Raw genomic sequence first — 18,764 nt, 5'->3', positions numbered from 1 at the left:
CCGGGCGGGAAAGCCCTTAGGCTGGGCCCATGCAGGCGACCTCGTTCACGTACGACTCCGCGACCCGGTCCGGCAGTGTCCTGCTGGACGACGGCACCCCGGTCGACTTCGACGCACCGGCCTTCGACGCGGGCGGCCTGCGGCTGTTGCGCCCGGGCCAGCGGGTGCGGATCGAGACCGAGGGCGCGGGCGCGTCGCTGCGCATCACGCTGGTGACCCTGCAGACGTTCTGAACGGGCGGTGACAGCCCGCGGGCCGGGCTCCCCGAGGGGAGCCCGGCCCGGCGCGTTTCGAGCTACGAGCGGTGCCTGCCCGGTCTCACTTCTTGCGGGTGGTGGCCTTCTTGGCGGCCGTCTTACGGGCGGTGGTCTTCTTGGCGGGAGCCGTCTTCGCCGTGGTCTTCTTGGCGGGCGCGGTCTTGGTGGCGGTCGCCTTCTTGGTGGCGGTCGCCTTCTTCGCCGGGGCGGTCTTCTTCGCCGTGGCGGTGGTCTTCTTGGCCGCCGGGGCGGTCTTCTTCGCCGTGGTCTTCTTGGCGGCGGGGGTGGCCTTCTTCGCCGCAGCGGTGGTCTTGCGTGCCGTGGCCTTCTTGGCGGTGGCCTTCTTCGCGGCCGCCTTGGCCGTCGTGCGGGTGGAAGAACCGCCCGAGAGGCTGCCCTTGGGCGCCTTCTTGACGGAGACCTCGCCGCCCTTGGGGAGCTTCTTGGAGCCGCTCACCAGGTCCTTGAACCCCTGGCCCGCGCGGAAGCGGGGCACGGAGGTCTTCTTGACCCGTACGCGCTCGCCCGTCTGCGGGTTGCGGGCGTAGCGGGCCGGGCGGTCGACCTTCTCGAACGAGCCGAAGCCGGTGACCGAGACCCGGTCCCCCGCGACGACCGCACGGACGATCGCGTCGAGCACCACGTCGACGGCGTCGGCGGCCTGCTGCCGGCCGCCGACCTTGTCGGCAATCGCTTCTACGAGCTGCGCCTTGTTCACGTCTTCCCCTTCGGAGACATTGCCGGAACGAAACTGTTCAGGCGTTTTCGCACGTTAGGCAGATATATACCGCAAATCAAACACGAAACGGGCTAATCACCCTAGTGCCGCAACGAAGTCGACCGCCGCGCTGTTCCGCGGAGTCAGTCACCTTCGGGGAATCGGCCCTCATCGAGGTCCTTCATCAACCGGTCCAGACGCCTTGCCGCGCCCGGGAGATCGTGCTTAGCCGCGGCCGTGACGACCAGCAGCTTCCGGGAGAGCGCCATCCGTACGCCCTCCGGGACTTGCAGTGCACGCACGCGTGCGTGCGCTTCCTTCAATCGGTCGGCGACGAGGCCATAGAGCTCGAGTTGGCTGTCGCGTTCCATGCACCGATTGTGCCATCTGGGGCGAGTTGTCGCCCGAGGGGGTCTCAACAAGCGACTGCGCCCCCTGCCGGGAGGCAGGGGGCGCAGTTCTGGAAAAGCGCTGATCAGGCCTGGATCGTCTGCGGTTTGAAGGACGGACGGGCCGCCTCGTAGGCGGCGATGTCCGCTTCGTTCTGAAGGGTGAGGCTGATGTCGTCGAGGCCGTTGAGCAGGCGCCAGCGGGCGTTCTCGTCGAGCTCGAAGTCGGCGGTGACACCGGCCGCGAGGACCTGTCGCTTCTCCAGGTCCACGGTGACCTCGGCGGTCGGGTCCGCCTCCGTCAGCTCCCAGAGCCGGTCGACGACCTCCTGGTCCAGTACCACGGTCAGCAGGCCGTTCTTCAGCGAGTTGCCGCGGAAGATGTCGGCGAACCGGGAGGAGATGACGGCCTTGAAGCCGAAGTTCTGCAGGGCCCAGACGGCGTGTTCGCGGGACGATCCGGTACCGAAGTCGGGGCCGGCCACCAGGACCGTGGCACCGCTGCGCTCCGGGCGGTTGAGGACGAAGTTCTCGTCCTTGCGCCAGGCTTCGAAGAGGCCGTCCTCGAAGCCGTCGCGGGTGACCTTCTTCAGCCAGTGCGCGGGGATGATCTGGTCGGTGTCGACGTTGCTGCGGCGCAGCGGGACGGCACGGCCGGTGTGTGCGGTGAATGCTTCCATGGCTATCGGACTCCGGCGGGCGTACGGGTGTCGGACAGGTCGGCGGGCGAGGCCAGATGGCCCAGTACCGCGGTGGCGGCGGCCACCTGCGGGGACACCAGGTGGGTGCGGCCGCCCTTGCCCTGCCTGCCCTCGAAGTTGCGGTTGGAGGTGGAGGCGGAGCGCTCACCGGGGGCCAGCTGGTCGGGGTTCATCCCGAGGCACATCGAGCAGCCCGCGTGCCGCCATTCGGCGCCGGCGGCGGTGAAGACCTTGTCCAGCCCCTCCTCGACGGCCTGCAGGGCGACCCGGACGGAGCCCGGGACGACCAGCATCCGTACGCCGTCGGCGACTTTGCGGCCTTCCAGCACCGAGGCCGCGTTGCGCAGGTCCTCGATGCGGCCGTTGGTGCAGGAACCCACGAAGACGGTGTCCACGCCGATCTCGCGCAGCGGCTGCCCGGCGGTCAACCCCATGTACTCCAGGGCCTTTTCGGCGGCGAAGCGCTCCGATGCGTCCTCGTACGAAGCCGGGTCGGGGACGCTCGCCGACAGCGGCGCGCCCTGTCCGGGGTTGGTGCCCCAGGTGACGAACGGCGCCAGCTCGGCGGCGTCGATGAGGACCTCGGCGTCGAAGACCGCGTCGTCGTCGGTGCGCAGCGTCTCCCAGTACGCGACGGCGGCGTCCCAGTCCTCGCCCTGCGGCGCGTGGTCGCGGCCGCGCAGGTAGTCGAAGGTGGTCCGGTCCGGGGCGATCATGCCCGCGCGGGCACCGGCCTCGATCGACATGTTGCAGATGGTCATCCGGGCCTCCATCGAGAGCTTCTCGATGGCGGAACCCCGGTATTCGAGGATGTACCCCTGGCCCCCGCCGGTGCCGATGCGGGCGATGATGGCGAGGATGAGGTCCTTGGCGGTGACGCTGTCGGGCAGTTCGCCCTCGACGGTGATCGCCATGGTCCTGGGCCGGGCCATCGGGAGCGTCTGGGTGGCCAGGACGTGCTCGACCTGGCTGGTGCCGATGCCGAAGGCGAGCGCGCCGAACGCGCCGTGGGTGGAGGTGTGCGAGTCGCCGCAGACGACCGTGGTGCCGGGCTGGGTCAGACCCAGCTGCGGGCCCACCACGTGCACCACGCCCTGCTCGACGTCGCCGAGCGGGTGCAGCCGCACACCGAAGTCGGCGCAGTTCTTGCGCAGGGTCTCCAGCTGGGCGCGGGAGACCGGGTCGGCGATCGGCTTGTCGATGTCGAGGGTCGGGGTGTTGTGGTCCTCGGTCGCGATGGTGAGGTCGAGCCGCCGGACCGGGCGCCCGGCCTGGCGCAGACCGTCGAACGCCTGCGGGCTGGTCACTTCGTGCAGCAGGTGCAGATCGATGAAGAGAAGGTCGGGCTCGCCCTCCGCGCGCCGGACGACGTGGTCGTCCCAGACCTTCTCCGCGAGTGTCCTACCCATCGCTTTCCCTCCGGCCGGCGTCCTCGCCGGCCCAACTAGAGATTTCGGGTGCGCCACCGTCCGGACCCCCGAGCGGGGCGGCGACTGCGAGCCGTGATGAGGCCGCTGGTACAGGTTCGCAACTTCTGGGGAAAATTGAACTTGCGTTTCACAGAGTGAGACGCGAGTATCGTCGTATGGACAACTCTAGCGGCGTCGGCGTTCTCGACAAGGCAGCTCTGGTATTGAGCGCCCTGGAGTCCGGTCCGGCCACCCTCGCCGGACTGGTCGCGGCGACAGGGCTCGCACGGCCCACGGCACATCGTCTGGCCGTGGCACTCGAACACCACCGCATGGTGGCGAGGGACATGCAGGGCCGTTTCATTCTCGGCCCGCGGCTGGCGGAGCTCGCCGCCGCGGCCGGCGAGGACCGCCTCCTGGCGACGGCGGGACCCGTACTCACACATCTGCGGGACATCACCGGCGAGAGCGCCCAGCTCTACCGACGCCAGGGCGACATGCGCATCTGCGTGGCGGCGGCGGAACGGCTGTCCGGACTGCGGGACACCGTGCCGGTCGGCTCCACGCTCACCATGAAGGCGGGTTCCTCCGCGCAGATCCTGATGGCGTGGGAGGAGCCGGAGCGTCTGCACCGGGGCCTGCAGGGCGCCCGGTTCACGGCGACGGCCCTCTCGGGCGTACGGCGGCGTGGCTGGGCCCAGTCGATCGGTGAGCGCGAACCGGGCGTCGCCTCGGTCTCCGCGCCGGTGCGGGGCCCGTCGAACCGGGTGGTCGCGGCGGTCTCCGTCTCCGGGCCGATCGAGCGGCTGACCCGCCACCCGGGCCGGATGCACGCCCAGGCCGTCATCGACTCGGCCGCGCGGCTGAGCGAGGCCCTGCGCCGCACGGGCTGAGCCGCCCCCTCCCCCGCCCCTCATTTCTCCCGGACCGCCCCAGCGCCGTGGCGGCCCCTTGGCCCCTGTCCTTTCCTTTCCGGTGTCCCCCTGCGCGGCCTCTCCTCCGGTGCCCACCTCCCGGACGCCTCCGGTGACTTCTCCCCGGACGGCCCGCCGCCGCGACACCGGCCCGCGCAGGACGCCGCCCACGAGCCGGACCGTCCGATGATTGGATGGCGGCACCGGCCGGAGGGCCGGCGCAAGGAGAGGCGCGGGACGTGCGACTGTCGGAACTCAGCGAGCGGAGCGGCGTGTCGACCGCGACGATCAAGTACTACCTGCGCGAGCGGCTCCTTCCCGCCGGCGCCCGGATCACCGCGACCCAGGCCGAGTACGACGAGAGCCATCTGCGCCGGCTGCGCCTGGTGCGGGCCCTGCTCCAGGTCGGCGGGCTGCCGGTGGCCACCGCCCGCGAGGTGCTGGCCCACGCCGACGACGCCTCGCTGGGCCGCACGATGCGCCTGGGGGCGGCGCTGTGGGCGCTGCCGCACGGGCCCGAACCGGACGAGGACGCCCCGGAGACGGTCACGGCGCGCGCCGATGTGGCCCGGCTGTTCACGGAACTGGGCTGGACGACCACCCAGGAGATCGGCGAACTCTCCCCCGCGCACCGCTCGCTGGTGGCCTCGCTGGCCACCCTGATCCGCCTCGGCCACCCCTGCGAGGTGGAGTACCTCGCCCAACAGGCCCGCGCCATGCGGGAACTGGCGGTGTGGGACCTGGACTCGCTGGAGGAGTACCCCACCGAGGCCGAGCAGGTGGAGGCCGCCGTGGCGTCGGCGGTGCTGTACGAACCGCTGCTGTCCTCGTTGCGCAGGCTCGCGCAGGCGGAGGAGGCGGCGCAGCGCTACGGGATCACGTGAGCGGTGCCTCGGGGTCGCGGGGAACAGCGGGAAGGCCCCCCACCGAGGTGGAGGGCCTTCCCGAACTGCTCTGTTGTACCCCCGACCGGATTCGAACCGGCGCTACTGCCGTGAGAGGGCAGCGTGCTAGGCCGCTACACAACGGGGGCTTGGTACTTCGATCCTGCTGTACTGCGCTGGGCTACCAGGACTCGAACCTAGAATGACGGTACCAGAAACCGTAGTGTTGCCAATTACACCATAGCCCACTGAAACGCAACCCCTGGAGGCTTTGTCTCTGTCTGCGCTTCCCGGCCGGATCTTTCGGCCCGCTCGGGCGGCGCAGGAAGAACATTACCTGAAGGTGTCCGGCGCTCCAAAACGGGTATCGCCCGCCAGCAGGCCGGGAAGCTCGTCCAGGCCGGTGATACGGGCGAGGTCGGGGCGTCCGCCGCGCCCGTCGCGGTCGAGCCAGATCCCGGTGAGCCCGGCGGCCACGGCGCCCGCCGCGTCGATGTCGGGTTCGTTGCCGACGTACGCCACCTCGCGCGGGTCGAGGGCCAGGGCCTCGCAGGCCGCGTGGAAGGCCGCCGCGTCCGGCTTGGAGACCCCGATCTCCACCGCGCACACCACGGCCTCGAAGCGGTCCCGCACGCCGAGCGCGCGGAGCTTGCGGTCCTGGTTGTGGATGCTGGAGTTGGACAGGACGGCGTGCCGGAAGCTCCCGGCCAGCCGGTCCAGCACCGGCAGGACGTCCGGGAAGAGCGCCCAGGCGGCCTCGTAGTGCGCGGCGTGCCGGCCGAACCACGCGTCGGCCTCGCCGTCGCTCAGCCACCGCCCCAGGAACGCCCGCACCCGCTCGCGGCGCTGTCCCTGGAAATCGACCTCCCCGGCGGCGAAGCGCGCCCATTGCACGTCCGTGATCGCCTTCCAGGCGTCGAGGGCCCGCTCCAGGGAGGCGTACCCCTCGGGGAAGCCCTCGCGCTCCAGGTGCGCGCGCATGCCGGTGCGGTCGGCCCCGGAGTAGTCGAAGATCGTGTCGTCGATGTCCCAGAGGACCGCACGGATCGCCATGCGGCGAACCTACCCCGCCCCGCCGCCCCGCCACCGGGAACGCCGGAGGCCGGGACTCCCCCGTGGGGGACCCCGGCCTCCGGCGCGCGTACGGGCGTCGCTACGCGGCCAGCTTGGCCAGCGCCGCGTCGATGCGGGCGATCGTCTTCTCGCGGCCCAGGATCTCCAGGGACTCGAAGAGCGGCAGGCCGACCGTGCGGCCGGTGACGGCGACGCGGACCGGGGCCTGCGCCTTGCCGAGCTTGAGGCCGTGCTGCTCGCCCGCGGCCAGGACGGCGGCCTTGAGCGCCTCGGCGTTCCACTCGGCGGCGAGCAGTTCGGCACGGGCCGTGACCAGGAGGGCGTCGGAGCCCTCCTTCATGGCCTTGTTCCAGGACGCCTCGTCCTCGACCGGCTCGTCCAGGAAGAGGAAGTCGACGTTGGCCGTGATGTCCGAGAGAACCGTCACACGCGTCTGGGCGTGCGGGGCGATCTCGGCGAACTGCTCCGCGTCGAACGCCTCGGGGGCCCACGGGGCGAACGGGGCCTTCAGCCAGGGGCCGCACGCCTCGGTGAACGCCTTCACGTCCATGGCGCGCAGGTGCTCGGCGTTGATGTGCTCGCACTTCTTCAGGTCGAAGCGGGCCGGGTTGGCGTTGACGTCCGCGATGTCGAACGCGGCGACCAGCTCGTCGCGGGTGAAGATGTCGCGGTCCTCGGCGATCGACCAGCCGAGCAGCGAGAGGTAGTTGAGCAGCCCCTCGGGCAGGAAGCCACGCTCGCGGTAGAGGTTGAGGGAGGCCTGCGGGTCGCGCTTGGACAGCTTCTTGTTGCCTTCGCCCATGACGTACGGGAGGTGCCCGAAGGCGGGGATCTCCTTGGCGACGCCCAGCTCGATCAGGGCCCGGTAGAGCGCGATCTGGCGCGGGGTGGAGGAGAGCAGGTCCTCGCCGCGCAGGACGTGGGTGATCTCCATCAGGGCGTCGTCGACCGGGTTGACCAGCGTGTAGAGCGGGGCCCCGTTGGCGCGGACGATGCCGTAGTCCGGGACGTTCTCCGGCTGGACGGTGATCTCGCCGCGGACCAGGTCGGTGAAGGTGATCGCCTCGTCGGGCATCCGGAAGCGCACGATCGAGGTGCGGCCCTCGGCCTCGTACGCGGCCTTCCGCTCGTCGCTCAGCTCACGGCAGTGGCCGTCGTAGCCCGAGGGCCGGCCGGCCGCGCGGGCGGCGTCACGGCGGGTGTCGAGCTCCTCGGTGGTGCAGTAGCAGGGGTACGCGTAGCCGCCGTCCAGGAGCTTGGCGGCGACGTCCTTGTACAGGTCCGTCCGCTGCGACTGGCGGTACGGGGCGTGCGGGCCGCCGACCTCCGGGCCCTCGTCCCAGTCGAGCCCGAGCCAGCGCATCGAGTCGAGCAGCTGCTCGTACGACTCCTCGGAGTCGCGGGCCGCGTCGGTGTCCTCGATGCGGAAGACCAGGGTGCCCTGGTGGTGCCGGGCGAACGCCCAGTTGAACAGGGCGGTGCGGACCAGGCCCACGTGGGGGTTGCCGGTCGGGGAGGGACAGAAACGGACGCGAGGGGGTACCCCCTGTGCGAGCGGAGCCGAGAGCTTGGGGGAGGGTGCGTTAACCACGCTTGATCACCTTGTTGGTGAGAGTGCCGATGCCTTCGATGGTGACGGCGACCTCGTCGCCGACGTGCAGGGGGCCGACCCCTGCGGGGGTCCCGGTGAGGATCACGTCGCCCGGCAGCAGCGTCATGGCTTCCGTGATGTGGACGACCAGGTCCTCGACGGAGCGGATCATGTCGCTCGTACGGCCGAGCTGGCGCTGTTCGCCGTTGACCGTGGCCTGGATCGCCAGGTTGCCGGGGTCGAGGTCGGTCTCCACCCAGGGGCCGAGCGGGCAGGACGTGTCGAAGCCCTTCGCGCGGGCCCACTGCGCCTCGCGCCGCTGGACGTCGCGGGCGGTGACGTCGTTGGCGCAGGTGTAGCCGAAGACGACGTCCTTGACCCGCTCACGCGGAACCTCGCGGCACATACGGCCGATCACCACGGCCAGCTCGGCCTCGTGGTGCAGTTCCTGGGAGAAGGAGGGGTACTCGACGGCGTCGCCGGAGCCGATCACCGAGGTGGTGGGCTTGAAGAAGGCGACGGGTACGTCCGGTACCTCGTTGCCCAGCTCGGCGGCGTGCTCCGCGTAGTTGCGGCCGATGCCCACGACCTTGTTGGGGAGCACGGGGGGCAGCAGCCGGACCTTGTTCAGCGGGACCTTGGTCCCGGAGAGCTCGAAGTCGGTGTACGGGATGCCCTTGATGATGTCGAGGACGAGGTCACCGGAGTCGATGTCCCCTTCGCCCTCGACCGCGCCGAAGGCGACATTGCCGTCGATGGAGAACCTGGCGATGCGCACGGGATGCTGTCGCCCCTCACTTGCTGGCTGGCTGAAGACTGACGCTCCAGGCTAGCGCGGGTGAGGGCCGCCGCCTCGCCGATCGTCCGGCGGTCGCGGCGGGACGTGCACCGGGGCGGCGCGGCGCGGACACCGCCTCGCGGGGGCGCCGTTCGGCCGGATCCGGTACCCGCGCAAAGCGTCAGGCTAAACATCCGATTCCCCACGGAAGCCGCAGTGAGACGACGATCATGATGTGAGTTTGCTCACGAACTTGCTGACAAAGCACCCATTCCGGGCCATCGTTCACGCGTCGCGAAACGGACATTGCGTGCCTGAATCCCGCATTCCGCTCCCGATCATGCCGTCTGGGACACGCGTCACCCCTCAGGAATCCGCCCCTTTGCGACCGGTTTGACCATGAAAGCTCTGTACGGCTTGTCACGCACTCATCACACGGCGTCATCCAGGTCACAGCCCGGTACACGGGCCTTGTTGGAGATCCGCCACTGTGCTGGAATTCCACGCACCGCCGCGGGTTTCAGGGCCCAGCGCGCAGGGGCGCAACGCAGCGCCGAGTGGCGGCGGGAGGGGGAAGTACGCCGGTCACTCACGACCACCATGGGGCGCGTCCAGCGCCCCACGACGCCGACACCGTCCCGCCGCTCCACGCGGGGGGACGCCTGGTCCAGAGGTTGCGACGCTAGTGCAGGGACGTTTCAAGAGGGATGGCATGGGGTCTCCCCAGCCCCGCCAGGGCCGAGGGGAAGCTCCGGCGGATCAGGAGCCGCGCGGCGGGAACGACCGCGCCTCCTCCGCCCAGCACGCCCAGAACCCCGGTCCGTCCGGCGACGGCGGCGAGCGCGCGCAACGCCCGGGAACCACGACGAGCGACAGCACGGAGACGACCCCGCCCCTCAAGCCCGTGGGCCCCCCGTCCACCGGTTCGCGCATTGCTCTGCGCAACTGGAGGATCAGCACGCGTCTGGTCTCCCTGCTCGCCCTGCCCGTGGTCGCGGCGACCACGCTCGGCGGTCTGCGGATCAACGAGTCCATGAACGACATGGACCAGTTGGAGCACATGCAGCTGCTCACCGAGATGACCAAGCAGGCGACCCTCCTGGCCAACGCGCTCCAGAACGAGCGCGACCAGTCGGCCGGCCCGCTGGCCAACGGCGGCAAGGCGACCGACTACAAGGTCACCGAGCCCCGCAAGCGCACCGACCGGGCCAAGTCCACCTTCCTCGACGCCACCGACAAGATCGGCAACACCCCGGGCGACGAGGCGCTGGACAGCATCCACGCGAGCGTCAGCCAGATCAGCAACCAGCTCGGCGACCTGACCAGCATCCGCAAGGACGCCTACGCCGCGGACTCGCCCAGCCTCAACACGGTGGACCGCTACAGCCAGCTGATCTCCTCGCTGCTGAGCCTCTCGCAGGACATGGCGCAGGCCACCAGCAGCCCGGACATGATCAAGCGCACCCGTGCCCTGGCGGCGTTCTCCTCCGCCAAGGAGTACGCCTCGGTGCAGCGCGCCGTCATCGCCGCGGCCCTGCCCGCCAGTGACAACGCCAAGGGCAAGCTGGACGACAACGACCAGGCGTTCGGACGGAACGCGCTCGTCAAGGAAGCCCAGTCCAAGCAGACCTTCGAGACGACGTACGAGAGCACCGGCAACAGCTCCACCGAGCTGATGGCGTCGCTGGAGAACGGCAACCCCGAGATCACCGCGGCCGACATGTACGCGAAGAAGGTGCTCGACAGCCCGCTGGGCATGGAGGGCAGCAAGACCTCGCGCACGTACATGGACTGGTACGACCAGAGCTCCAACAAGATCCAGGCCATGAAGACCATCGAGGAGACCCTCCTCAGCGAGATGGAGACCAAGGCCCGTGAGCTCCGCGAGAGTTCGCAGCGTGAGGCGATCCTCAACGGTGCCGTGATCCTCATCGTCCTCGGTGTGTCGCTGGTCGGCGCCTTCGTGGTGGCGCGGTCCATGATCCGCTCGCTGCGCCGGCTGCAGGACACCGCGACCCGGGTCGCCCAGGACCGTCTGCCCGAGCTCGTCAAGCAGCTCTCCGAGTCCGACCCGCAGGACGTCGACACCTCCGTCGAGTCCGTCGGTGTGCACTCCCGGGACGAGATCGGCCAGGTGGCCGCGGCCTTCGACGACGTGCACCGCGAGGCGGTCCGCCTCGCCGCCGAGCAGGCCCTGCTGCGGGGCAACGTCAACGCGATGTTCACCAACCTCTCGCGGCGTTCCCAGGGCCTCATCCAGCGTCAGCTCTCGCTGATCTCCGAACTGGAGTCCCGCGAGGCCGACCCGGACCAGCTGTCCTCGCTCTTCAAGCTCGACCACCTCGCGACCCGTATGCGCCGTAACGGTGAGAACCTCCTCGTCCTCGCGGGCGAGGAGCCGGGCCGCCGCTGGACCCGCCCCGTGCCGCTGGTCGACGTGCTCCGTGCCGCCGCCTCCGAGGTGGAGCAGTACGAGCGCATCGAACTGGCCGCGGTGCCCGCCACCGAGGTGGCCGGCCGCGTCGTCAACGACCTCGTGCACCTGCTCGCCGAGCTGCTGGAGAACGCCACTTCGTTCTCCTCCCCGCAGACCAAGGTCCGCGTCACCGGTCACGCGCTGCCCGACGGCCGGGTGCTCGTGGAGATCCACGACACCGGCATCGGGCTCTCCCCGGAGGACCTGGCCGCGATCAACGAGCGGCTGGCCTCCCCGCCCACGGTGGACGTCTCCGTCTCCCGCCGCATGGGTCTGTTCGTGGTCGGCCGGCTCTCCCTGCGTCACGGCATCCGCATCCAGCTGCGGCCTTCCGACTCCGGTGGTACGACCGCGCTGGTCATGCTGCCGATGGAGGTCGCGCACGGCGGCAAGCAGCCGCCGTCCAAGCAGGGTCCGGGCCAGCAGCCCGGCGGCGCTCCGGGCGGACTGCTCGGCGGCGGTGGCGCGGGGGCGGGTACGGGTGGCCAGCGCGCCGGTCTCGGCAGCGCCCCGGCGGCGCCCGCCAAGGGACTGGGCGCCGGTGCCCAGCGCGGTCAGGTCGGCGCGGGCGCACCCCGGGCGGCACTGCCCTCACGGGACGGCGGACCGCGTCAGCCGCAGCAGGGCCCCGGTCAGCAGGGACCCGGTGTACCGGGCCAGGGCCGGCACGACGCGCCGCGTCAGGGCGGCGGGCTCTCCGGTGCCTTCGGCGGCGGTGCCCGCACGGGCGCGCGCGGCCAGCAGGACCCGTCGGCCGGTGCCGACTCGGGTCGGCCGAACCTGTTCGGTCACTCGGGTCCGGGTCAGCAGGGGCAGCAAGGCCAGCAGGGCCAGAGCGGCCTGCCCGCCCGGCAGGCCCGGCACGGCCAGGGCGACCAGGGCGGCTTCCAGCAGCCCGGTGACCAGAACGGCTACCAGCAGCAGCCCGGTGACCGGAACGGCTACCAGCAGCCCGGCGACCAGGGCGGCTTCCAGCGGCCCGGCGACCAGAGCGGCTACCAGCAGCCCGGCGACCAGGGCGGTTACCAGCAGCCCGGCGACCAGGGCGGTTACCAGCAGCCTGGCGCCCCGGCCCGGAGGCTTCCGGCCGCGGGCGGTCCGCGGGCCGAGCTGCCCGGCGGCACCCCGCAGCCGCAGCGCCCGCAGGGCACCAGCTGGGGCATGGAGGAGCAGGGCGGTCCCCGGCGTACCCCGCTGGACGCGCCGCGCGGTCACGAGGAGCTTGACGCCGGCCGGATGCACCCCGGCGGACCCGGCCCGAACCAGCCGTTCGGCGGGCCCGGTCAGCAGCAGCCGCTGGACGACCGTCAGAACCCGGCCGCCACGGCCGAGTTCGCCCGTCCGGACTTCTCGGCCCCGCAGGCTCCCCAGGCGCACCAGGCTCCGCAGCAGGGTATGGACCCGGCGAGCACCGCCCAGTTCGCCCGCCCGGACTTCGGCGCTCCGCTCCCGCAGGACCAGGGTTACGGTGCCCAGGCTCCGCAGATACCCGCGCCGCAGCGGCACGACGTCGCGGACTTCGGCGCACCGCGTCCGCCGGCCCCGCCGATGGGCGAGCAGCAGCGGCCCGCGCTGCCTCCGCAGCAGCAGGAGGCGCTGCCGCCGGCCGGCCCGGGCGACGGGCGTACGCCGCTGTACGACACGCTGGAGACCAACTGGTTCCACGGTCCGCAGGGTGGCGGACAGCCGCCCACCGAGCCGCAGGCACCGGTCGCTCCGGAGCCCGTCGGCAACCAGGCTCCGCCCATGCCTCGGCGTGGTGCGGCGGACACCGCGGCCACCAGTTCCTGGCGCGCCTCGCCCAACGACGAACTCGTCCGGCAGGCGGAGCGGGTCAAGAAGCCCGCGGCCGGCGGGATCACCACCTCCGGGCTGCCCCGCCGGGTCCCACGTGCCAATTTGGTGCCGGGCACTGCTCAGCAGCAGAATCATCAGTCCGGACCTCAGGTTTCGCGTGCGCCGGATGACGTACGCGGCCGTCTGACCAATCTCCGCCGGGGCATCCAGCAGGGACGGCAGGCCAACAACGGCCCGTCGACCGGCAGTTTCCAACTCGGCCCCACTCACCAGCAGGAGCGTTAGTTGAGCCCCATGAGTCAGGCCGCGCAGAATCTGAACTGGCTGATCACCAACTTCGTGGACAACACCCCTGGGGTGTCGCACACGGTGGTGGTCTCCGCGGATGGCCTGCTGCTGGCGATGTCCGAAGGTTTCCCGCGCGACCGCGCCGATCAGCTGGCGGCCGTGGCCTCCGGTCTGACGTCGCTGACGGCGGGCGCCTCCCGGATCTTCGAAGGCGGCGCCGTGAGCCAGACCGTCGTGGAGATGGAACGCGGGTTCCTCTTCCTGATGTCCATCTCGGACGGCTCTTCACTGGCCGTCCTCGCGCACCCGGAGGCCGACATCGGTCTCGTCGGGTACGAGATGGCGCTCCTCGTCGACCGCGCGGGGACCGTCCTCACCCCCGACCTCCGCGCCGAACTACAAGGCAGTCTGCTCCACTAGGCGGCCGAACGGTTATGACCTGACACGATCCACCCAGGTACTACCCGAAACCCTCACCCGTCCGGCCGCCACAGTCCCCCCACCGGCCCTTCCCGACGGCAAGGCGACATCCTGCTGTCACGCCCGGAGGATTCATGACCCCGCCACCCGCCTCACCGGATCCGTACGGCGCGCTGCATCACGCGTCGTACGACGGTGAAGGCGACCAGCCGCTGGTCCGTCCCTACGCCATGACCGGCGGCCGGACCCGGCCGCGCTACCAGCTCGCGATAGAGGCGCTGGTCAGCACCACGGCAGACCCCGCTCACCTCGGGACACTGCTGCCCGAGCACCAGCGGATCTGCCACCTCTGCCGCGAGGTCAAGTCGGTGGCCGAGGTCTCGGCACTGCTGTCCATGCCGCTCGGCGTGGCCAGGATCCTGGTGGCGGACCTGGCGGAAGCCGGCATGGTGGCCATCCACCAGCCGGGCAACGGAGAGGCCGGCGGCGCGCCGGATGTGACACTGCTCGAAAGGGTGCTCAGTGGACTTCGCAAGCTCTAGCGGCGGTACGGGCCGTGCCACCACCTCGGCGAAGATCGTGGTGGCAGGGGGCTTCGGCGTGGGTAAGACCACGTTTGTCGGTGCCGTTTCGGAGATCAATCCGCTGCGCACCGAAGCCGTGATGACGTCCGCGTCCGCGGGCATCGACGACCTCACCCACACCGGGGACAAGACCACCACCACGGTGGCCATGGACTTCGGCCGCATCACCCTGGACCAGGACCTGATCCTCTACCTGTTCGGCACCCCCGGACAGGACCGCTTCTGGTTCATGTGGGACGACCTGGTCCGCGGCGCCATCGGCGCCGTCGTCCTCGTCGACACCCGCCGCCTCGCCGACTGCTTCCCCGCCGTCGACTACTTCGAGAACAGCGGCCTCCCCTTCGTCATCGCCCTCAACGGCTTCGACGGACACCAGCCCTACACCCCCGACGAGGTCCGCGAAGCCCTCCAGATCGGGCCGGACGCACCGATCATCACGACGGACGCCCGGCACCGCGCGGATGCCAAGAGCGGCCTGATCACGCTGGTCGAGCACGCCCTGATGGCCCGGCTCAAGTAGGTCCAAGTCGTTAGCGATCTACGGAAGTTGTTGTAGCGGGTAGGGGGCGGCCTGTGTCGTTTGACACGATCCGCCCCCGCCTTCATAACGTTTCGACAGAGAATTGGCCCGACATCGATACCCGACGCAGCCGAGCGGTACCACTGCGCTCACATGAGCCCCGCCTTTTGACGGGGCTCGCTCTTTATGCCCGTTTTACGTGCGGTGTGCGCCACCCGGAATCGCGCGTTCCGACTGTTTGGAACGGGACCCGTCCACGTGCTGCAATGCCACGACTACCGAGTAGTACGGCCCTGAACGAATAATCCGGCACATCCGAGGTGCCGGCGCCGAGAGGTTGTTGGTCGAGTGAGGCGAAGCAACGAGGGCTCCGCGGCGCAGCCGGAGCGGGGCAACTTCACCCCTCCGCCGCGTGCGGCCGGGGCGCCCGCGGTCACATCCGACACGGCAGAACCCGCAGGTGGCAGCACCAGCCGGATGTCGCCGCGCAACTGGCGTGTGCCCACCCGGCTGAACGCGATCCTGCTGATCCCCGCGCTGGTGGGGCTCGTCATGGGCGGGTTCCAGGTCAAGGGCTCGGTGGACACCTGGAACGAGGCCCAGGACGCCGAGAAGACGGCGCAGATCGTCCGCGCCGCCTCGGTGTACGGGCAGGCGCTGCTGAACGAGCGTGACCTCACCGCGCAGCCGCTGCTGTCCGGCGACCGCTCCGCCGGCGCGGTGGAGGAGGCGCGTTCCGCGACCGACGAGGCCGCCACCGCGTTCGACGCCGCGGTCCGGAACATGCCCGACAAGCAGGGCCTGGACCGCCGCCTCAAGCTGTTCAAGGCCGAGGAGCCGCTGCTTCCCACGCTGCGCAAGTCCGCCTACACCGCGGCGATGGACCCGGTGAAGACGGAGGAGGGCTACACCAAGGTCCAGCACTCGCTGATGGAGTTGTCCAACGAGCTCGGCCTGGGCACCGGCAACATCACGAGTTACGGCCGTACCGTCTACGCGCTCGAACTGGCCAAGGCCGCAGAATCGCTTCAGCGCTCGATCGGCACGCACCTGCTGGTGCGCCCGAGCAAGAAGGACGGCGCGTTCAAGGACCAGGTCACCGCGTTCAGCTCGTACAACTACCTGGAGCAGATCGCCCTCGGTGAGTTCACCTCCGGTGGTACGGACGCCGACGCGGCACGCCTCAAGGAGGTCATGACCGCGAAGGCCGCCGAGGGCGCCGAGCAGCTCAAGGAGGCGCGCGCGTCGGCCGAGGCCGCCGGTGAGCCGTTCGTGATGCCGCCGAGCGTCGACGGTTCGGTCTTCGACGGCATGGCCCAGCAGATCGGCCAGGGCCAGGACCCCGAGCAGCTGAAGGCGAAGGGGATCACCCCGGAGACCTGGATAGCGGCGGCCACCGCCAAGTTCGACGGCTACACCACGGTCGAGAACGAGCTCGTCGACAAGGCCGTGACCGAGGCCGCGGACATCTCGGCCGACGCCCGCAACGACGCGATCATCAACGCCTCCATCGTGATCGTCGCGCTGCTGGCCGCGTTCGTGATCGCCGGCCTGATGGCCCGCCAGATGAGCCGCTCGATGCGCCGGCTGCGTACCGCCGCGTTCGGGATCGCCGAGCAGCGCCTGCCCTCGCTGGTCGACCAGCTCTCGCGGACCGAGCCCGGCCGGGTGGACACCCGGGTGCAGCCGATCCCGATCAACACCCAGGACGAGATCGGCGAGGTCGCCCGCGCCTTCGACCAGGTACACCGCGAGGCGGTCCGGCTCGCGGCCGAGCAGGCCATGCTGCGGGGCAACGTCAACGCGATCTTCACCAACCTCTCGCGCCGCAACCAGTCGCTCATCGAGGGCCAGTTGACCCTCATCACCGACCTGGAGAACAACGAGGCCGACCCGGACCAGCTGGAGACCCTCTTCAAGCTGGACCACCTCGCCACACGCATGCGCCGCAACGGTGAGAACCTCCTCGTCCTCGCGGGCGAGGAGCCCGGCCGCCGCTGGAACCAGCCGGTGCCGCTGGTGGACGTGTTGCGGGCCGCCTCCTCCGAGGTGGAGTCCTACGAGCGCATCGAGCTGACGGGCGTACCGGAGAGCGAGATCCACGGCCAGGCCGTGACCGACCTCGTGCACCTGCTCGCCGAGCTGCTGGAGAACGCGACCACGTTCTCCTCGCCGCAGACCAAGGTGCGGGTCACCGCGACCCGGCTGCCCGACGGACGCGTCATGGTCGAGATCCACGACAAGGGCATCGGCCTCACCGCCGAGGACTTCGCCGACATCAACCACAAGCTGGCCAACCCGCCGACGGTGGACGCCGCGGTGTCCCAGCGCATGGGCCTGTTCGTGGTCGGCCGGCTGGCCGACCGGCACGGCATCCGGGTCCAGCTGCGCCCCTCGGGCGAGCAGGCGGGAACCACGTCGCTGGTCATGCTGCCGGACGCCATCACCCACGGCGGCGGTGGCGAGACGGCCTCGGAGAACGACTTCACCGTCTCCTCGATCATTCCCGAGCAGCAGCAGGCGCAGACGTTCGAGCCGGTGTCCCAGCAGGCCCCGATGCGTACGGCCGCCGAACTCGGCTTCGACGACTCGCGCTACGAGACCCCGGCGGCGGACGCCCCGCAGCTGGACCCGGTCAACCGGTCGCTGATGCGTGAGGAGCGCCGGGCCGCGCTGGAGGCGCAGACCGGTGGCGAGCACTCGGAGTTCCAGGACGGCCCCGCGGCGCAGCAGGCCTACCCGCAGGACCAGTTCGCCCAGGAGCCGTACGCGCCGGAGCAGTACGCCCCGCAGGAACAGCGGGGTTACCCGCAGCAGGGCTACGACGGCGGTTACGACCCGTACCCGGCCCAGGGCGCATACCCGCAGCAGGACCAGCTGCCCCAGCATCTCGCACAGGGGCAGCAGGGCGGTTATCCGGAAGCCGCCTACGCGCCGGCCGAGGCCCAGTCCGAGCCGTACGCCGACCCGTTCGCCACGCAGGAATCCCGGTCGCCGCAGGGCGACTGGGCCGATCAGGGCGCCTACCAGGGTGGCTACGAGCCGCTCGGGCTGCCCGAAGCGGAATCCGTGCCGGGCCTTCCCGCAGCGGCTCCGGACGCCGGTCCCGAGCTGACCGAGGCGGGGCTTCCCCGCCGGGGTTCGGGGCAGCAGCACTGGCAGCCCACCGGGCGCGGAAACGATCAGCCCGTCGCCCCCGAGCAGCCGCGCCCGCCGCAGGAGCAGGAGCCGCAGGCGGACGGGGCGGGCGGGAACGGCACCGACGACTGGCGTTCGGCCAACGACGAGCGCTGGGACCGGGCCGAGAAGCTCCGGGACCCGAAGGCGGGCGGAATCACCCCCTCCGGTCTCCCCCGGCGGGTGCCCAAGGCCAACCTGGTCGAGGGAACCGCCGAGCAGACCCAGCAGGGCGGCCCACAGGTCTCCCGCGATCCCGAGGAGGTCCGGGGCAGGTTGAGCAACCTGCGCCGCGGCGTGCAGCGGGGCCGTACCGCAGGGTCGGACACAAGTACTACCTACAACCAGGAGCGTTAGTGTGAGCCCGATGAGCCAGGCGGCGCAGAATCTCAACTGGTTGATCACCAACTTCGTGGACAACACCCCCGGGGTGTCGCACACGGTGGTGGTCTCCGCCGACGGACTCCTGCTGGCGATGTCCGAAGGTTTCCCGCGCGACCGCGCCGATCAGCTGGCGGCCGTCGCCTCCGGTCTGACGTCGCTGACGGCGGGCGCCTCCCGGATCTTCGAGGGCGGTGCCGTCAACCAGACCGTTGTGGAGATGGAGCGGGGGTTCCTCTTCATCATGTCCATCTCCGACGGTTCCTCACTTGCCGTTCTCGCCCACCCGGACGCCGACATCGGCCTGGTTGGGTATGAAATGGCACTTCTCGTGGACCGTGCGGGAAGTGTTCTGACCCCGGACCTCCGAGCGGAACTGCAGGGCAGTCTTCTTAACTGACAGACA

At 70.6% G+C, this 18,764-nt stretch carries 16 protein-coding genes and 2 tRNA genes; 9 read left to right on the top strand and 9 right to left on the bottom strand.

Annotated elements, in window-relative coordinates:
* The first annotated feature begins 29 nt into the window (after positions 1 to 29).
* A complete protein-coding gene (locus SACTE_RS23735) occupies positions 30 to 233 on the top strand; it encodes a hypothetical protein (RefSeq protein ID WP_014048556.1) in 204 nt (67 codons plus the stop codon).
* 85 nt (positions 234 to 318) lie between these two features.
* On the opposite strand, the gene SACTE_RS23730 is transcribed toward SACTE_RS23735, so the two are convergent.
* The 4 genes from SACTE_RS23730 to leuC all read right to left on the bottom strand — a co-directional run bounded on the left by SACTE_RS23730 (position 319) and on the right by leuC (position 3,474).
* Entirely contained in the window at positions 319 to 975 is a 657-nt protein-coding gene (locus SACTE_RS23730) for an HU family DNA-binding protein (protein ID WP_014048555.1), read from the bottom strand.
* Positions 976 to 1,118: 143 nt separating this feature from the next.
* Positions 1,119 to 1,346: a hypothetical protein gene (locus SACTE_RS23725; protein ID WP_014048554.1), complete on the bottom strand. Its 228-nt coding sequence runs from the start codon at positions 1,344 to 1,346 to the stop codon at positions 1,119 to 1,121.
* Between the two features lie 104 nt (positions 1,347 to 1,450).
* Positions 1,451 to 2,044: a 3-isopropylmalate dehydratase small subunit gene (gene leuD, locus SACTE_RS23720; RefSeq protein WP_014048553.1), complete on the bottom strand. Its 594-nt coding sequence runs from the start codon at positions 2,042 to 2,044 to the stop codon at positions 1,451 to 1,453.
* Between the two features lie 2 nt (positions 2,045 to 2,046).
* Positions 2,047 to 3,474 carry a 3-isopropylmalate dehydratase large subunit gene (gene leuC / locus SACTE_RS23715; RefSeq protein WP_014048552.1) on the bottom strand — a complete coding sequence of 476 codons (1,428 nt, stop codon included), beginning with the start codon at positions 3,472 to 3,474 and terminating at the stop codon, positions 2,047 to 2,049.
* A gap of 176 nt (positions 3,475 to 3,650) precedes the next feature.
* On the opposite strand from leuC, the gene ndgR reads away from it, so the two are divergent.
* Both ndgR and SACTE_RS23705 read left to right on the top strand, forming a co-directional pair.
* On the top strand, positions 3,651 to 4,367 hold the full coding sequence (gene ndgR, locus SACTE_RS23710) for an IclR family transcriptional regulator NdgR (protein ID WP_014048551.1): 717 nt from the start codon (positions 3,651 to 3,653) through the stop codon (positions 4,365 to 4,367).
* A gap of 260 nt (positions 4,368 to 4,627) precedes the next feature.
* On the top strand, positions 4,628 to 5,272 hold the full coding sequence (locus SACTE_RS23705) for a MerR family transcriptional regulator (RefSeq protein ID WP_014048550.1): 645 nt from the start codon (positions 4,628 to 4,630) through the stop codon (positions 5,270 to 5,272).
* A 76-nt stretch (positions 5,273 to 5,348) separates the two neighbouring features.
* Here SACTE_RS23705 and SACTE_RS23700 read toward each other — a convergent pair.
* The 5 genes from SACTE_RS23700 to SACTE_RS23680 form a co-directional block, all read right to left on the bottom strand.
* Positions 5,349 to 5,421 (bottom strand) — tRNA-Glu (locus SACTE_RS23700).
* A gap of 27 nt (positions 5,422 to 5,448) precedes the next feature.
* Positions 5,449 to 5,520 (bottom strand) — tRNA-Gln (locus SACTE_RS23695).
* Positions 5,521 to 5,605: 85 nt separating this feature from the next.
* A complete protein-coding gene (locus tag SACTE_RS23690) occupies positions 5,606 to 6,325 on the bottom strand; it encodes an HAD family hydrolase (RefSeq protein WP_014048549.1) in 720 nt (239 codons plus the stop codon).
* Positions 6,326 to 6,425: 100 nt separating this feature from the next.
* Positions 6,426 to 7,937, bottom strand: coding sequence for a glutamate--tRNA ligase (gene gltX / locus SACTE_RS23685; protein ID WP_014048548.1), 1,512 nt, complete (start codon positions 7,935 to 7,937; stop codon positions 6,426 to 6,428).
* On the bottom strand, positions 7,930 to 8,715 hold the full coding sequence (locus SACTE_RS23680) for a fumarylacetoacetate hydrolase family protein (protein ID WP_014048547.1): 786 nt from the start codon (positions 8,713 to 8,715) through the stop codon (positions 7,930 to 7,932). The genes gltX and SACTE_RS23680 overlap by 8 nt, the downstream gene beginning before the upstream one ends.
* Positions 8,716 to 9,427: 712 nt before the next feature.
* Here SACTE_RS23680 and SACTE_RS23675 point away from each other — a divergent pair.
* The 6 genes from SACTE_RS23675 to SACTE_RS23650 all read left to right on the top strand — a co-directional run bounded on the left by SACTE_RS23675 (position 9,428) and on the right by SACTE_RS23650 (position 18,758).
* Positions 9,428 to 13,273, top strand: a complete 3,846-nt coding sequence (locus SACTE_RS23675; RefSeq protein WP_014048546.1) for a nitrate- and nitrite sensing domain-containing protein — start codon at positions 9,428 to 9,430, stop codon at positions 13,271 to 13,273.
* 9 nt (positions 13,274 to 13,282) lie between these two features.
* The gene (locus SACTE_RS23670) at positions 13,283 to 13,696 is read left to right on the top strand and encodes a roadblock/LC7 domain-containing protein (protein WP_019992295.1); all 414 of its coding nucleotides are present in this window, start codon (positions 13,283 to 13,285) and stop codon (positions 13,694 to 13,696) included.
* Between the two features lie 134 nt (positions 13,697 to 13,830).
* A complete protein-coding gene (locus SACTE_RS23665; protein WP_003966010.1) occupies positions 13,831 to 14,238 on the top strand; it encodes a DUF742 domain-containing protein in 408 nt (135 codons plus the stop codon).
* Positions 14,219 to 14,800: an ATP/GTP-binding protein gene (locus SACTE_RS23660; protein WP_003966011.1), complete on the top strand. Its 582-nt coding sequence runs from the start codon at positions 14,219 to 14,221 to the stop codon at positions 14,798 to 14,800. The genes SACTE_RS23665 and SACTE_RS23660 overlap by 20 nt, the downstream gene beginning before the upstream one ends.
* A gap of 348 nt (positions 14,801 to 15,148) precedes the next feature.
* Entirely contained in the window at positions 15,149 to 18,334 is a 3,186-nt protein-coding gene (locus SACTE_RS23655; RefSeq protein WP_014048544.1) for a nitrate- and nitrite sensing domain-containing protein, read from the top strand.
* A 10-nt stretch (positions 18,335 to 18,344) separates the two neighbouring features.
* Entirely contained in the window at positions 18,345 to 18,758 is a 414-nt protein-coding gene (locus tag SACTE_RS23650) for a roadblock/LC7 domain-containing protein (RefSeq protein ID WP_006127847.1), read from the top strand.
* Positions 18,759 to 18,764: the final 6 nt, after the last annotated feature.

Origin of the sequence: Streptomyces sp. SirexAA-E (assembly GCF_000177195.2) — a bacterium.
In the GTDB taxonomy this organism is placed as follows: domain Bacteria; phylum Actinomycetota; class Actinomycetes; order Streptomycetales; family Streptomycetaceae; genus Streptomyces; species Streptomyces flavovirens.
Note: the sequence above shows the minus strand (reverse complement) of the source record. Positions and strands in the feature narration are given on the sequence as shown.

Excerpts from the sequence above, each read along its gene's own strand:
- SACTE_RS23735 (WP_014048556.1), top strand. The coding sequence starts at position 30 with ATGCAGGCGACCTCGTTCACGTACGACTCCGCGACCCGGTCCGGCAGT.
- SACTE_RS23725 (WP_014048554.1), bottom strand. The coding sequence starts at position 1,346 with ATGGAACGCGACAGCCAACTCGAGCTCTATGGCCTCGTCGCCGACCGA.
- leuD (WP_014048553.1), bottom strand. The coding sequence starts at position 2,044 with ATGGAAGCATTCACCGCACACACCGGCCGTGCCGTCCCGCTGCGCCGC.
- leuC (WP_014048552.1), bottom strand. The coding sequence starts at position 3,474 with ATGGGTAGGACACTCGCGGAGAAGGTCTGGGACGACCACGTCGTCCGG.
- ndgR (WP_014048551.1), top strand. The coding sequence starts at position 3,651 with ATGGACAACTCTAGCGGCGTCGGCGTTCTCGACAAGGCAGCTCTGGTA.
- SACTE_RS23690 (WP_014048549.1), bottom strand. The coding sequence starts at position 6,325 with ATGGCGATCCGTGCGGTCCTCTGGGACATCGACGACACGATCTTCGAC.
- SACTE_RS23675 (WP_014048546.1), top strand. The coding sequence starts at position 9,428 with ATGGGGTCTCCCCAGCCCCGCCAGGGCCGAGGGGAAGCTCCGGCGGAT.
- SACTE_RS23670 (WP_019992295.1), top strand. The coding sequence starts at position 13,283 with ATGAGTCAGGCCGCGCAGAATCTGAACTGGCTGATCACCAACTTCGTG.
- SACTE_RS23665 (WP_003966010.1), top strand. The coding sequence starts at position 13,831 with ATGACCCCGCCACCCGCCTCACCGGATCCGTACGGCGCGCTGCATCAC.
- SACTE_RS23650 (WP_006127847.1), top strand. The coding sequence starts at position 18,345 with ATGAGCCAGGCGGCGCAGAATCTCAACTGGTTGATCACCAACTTCGTG.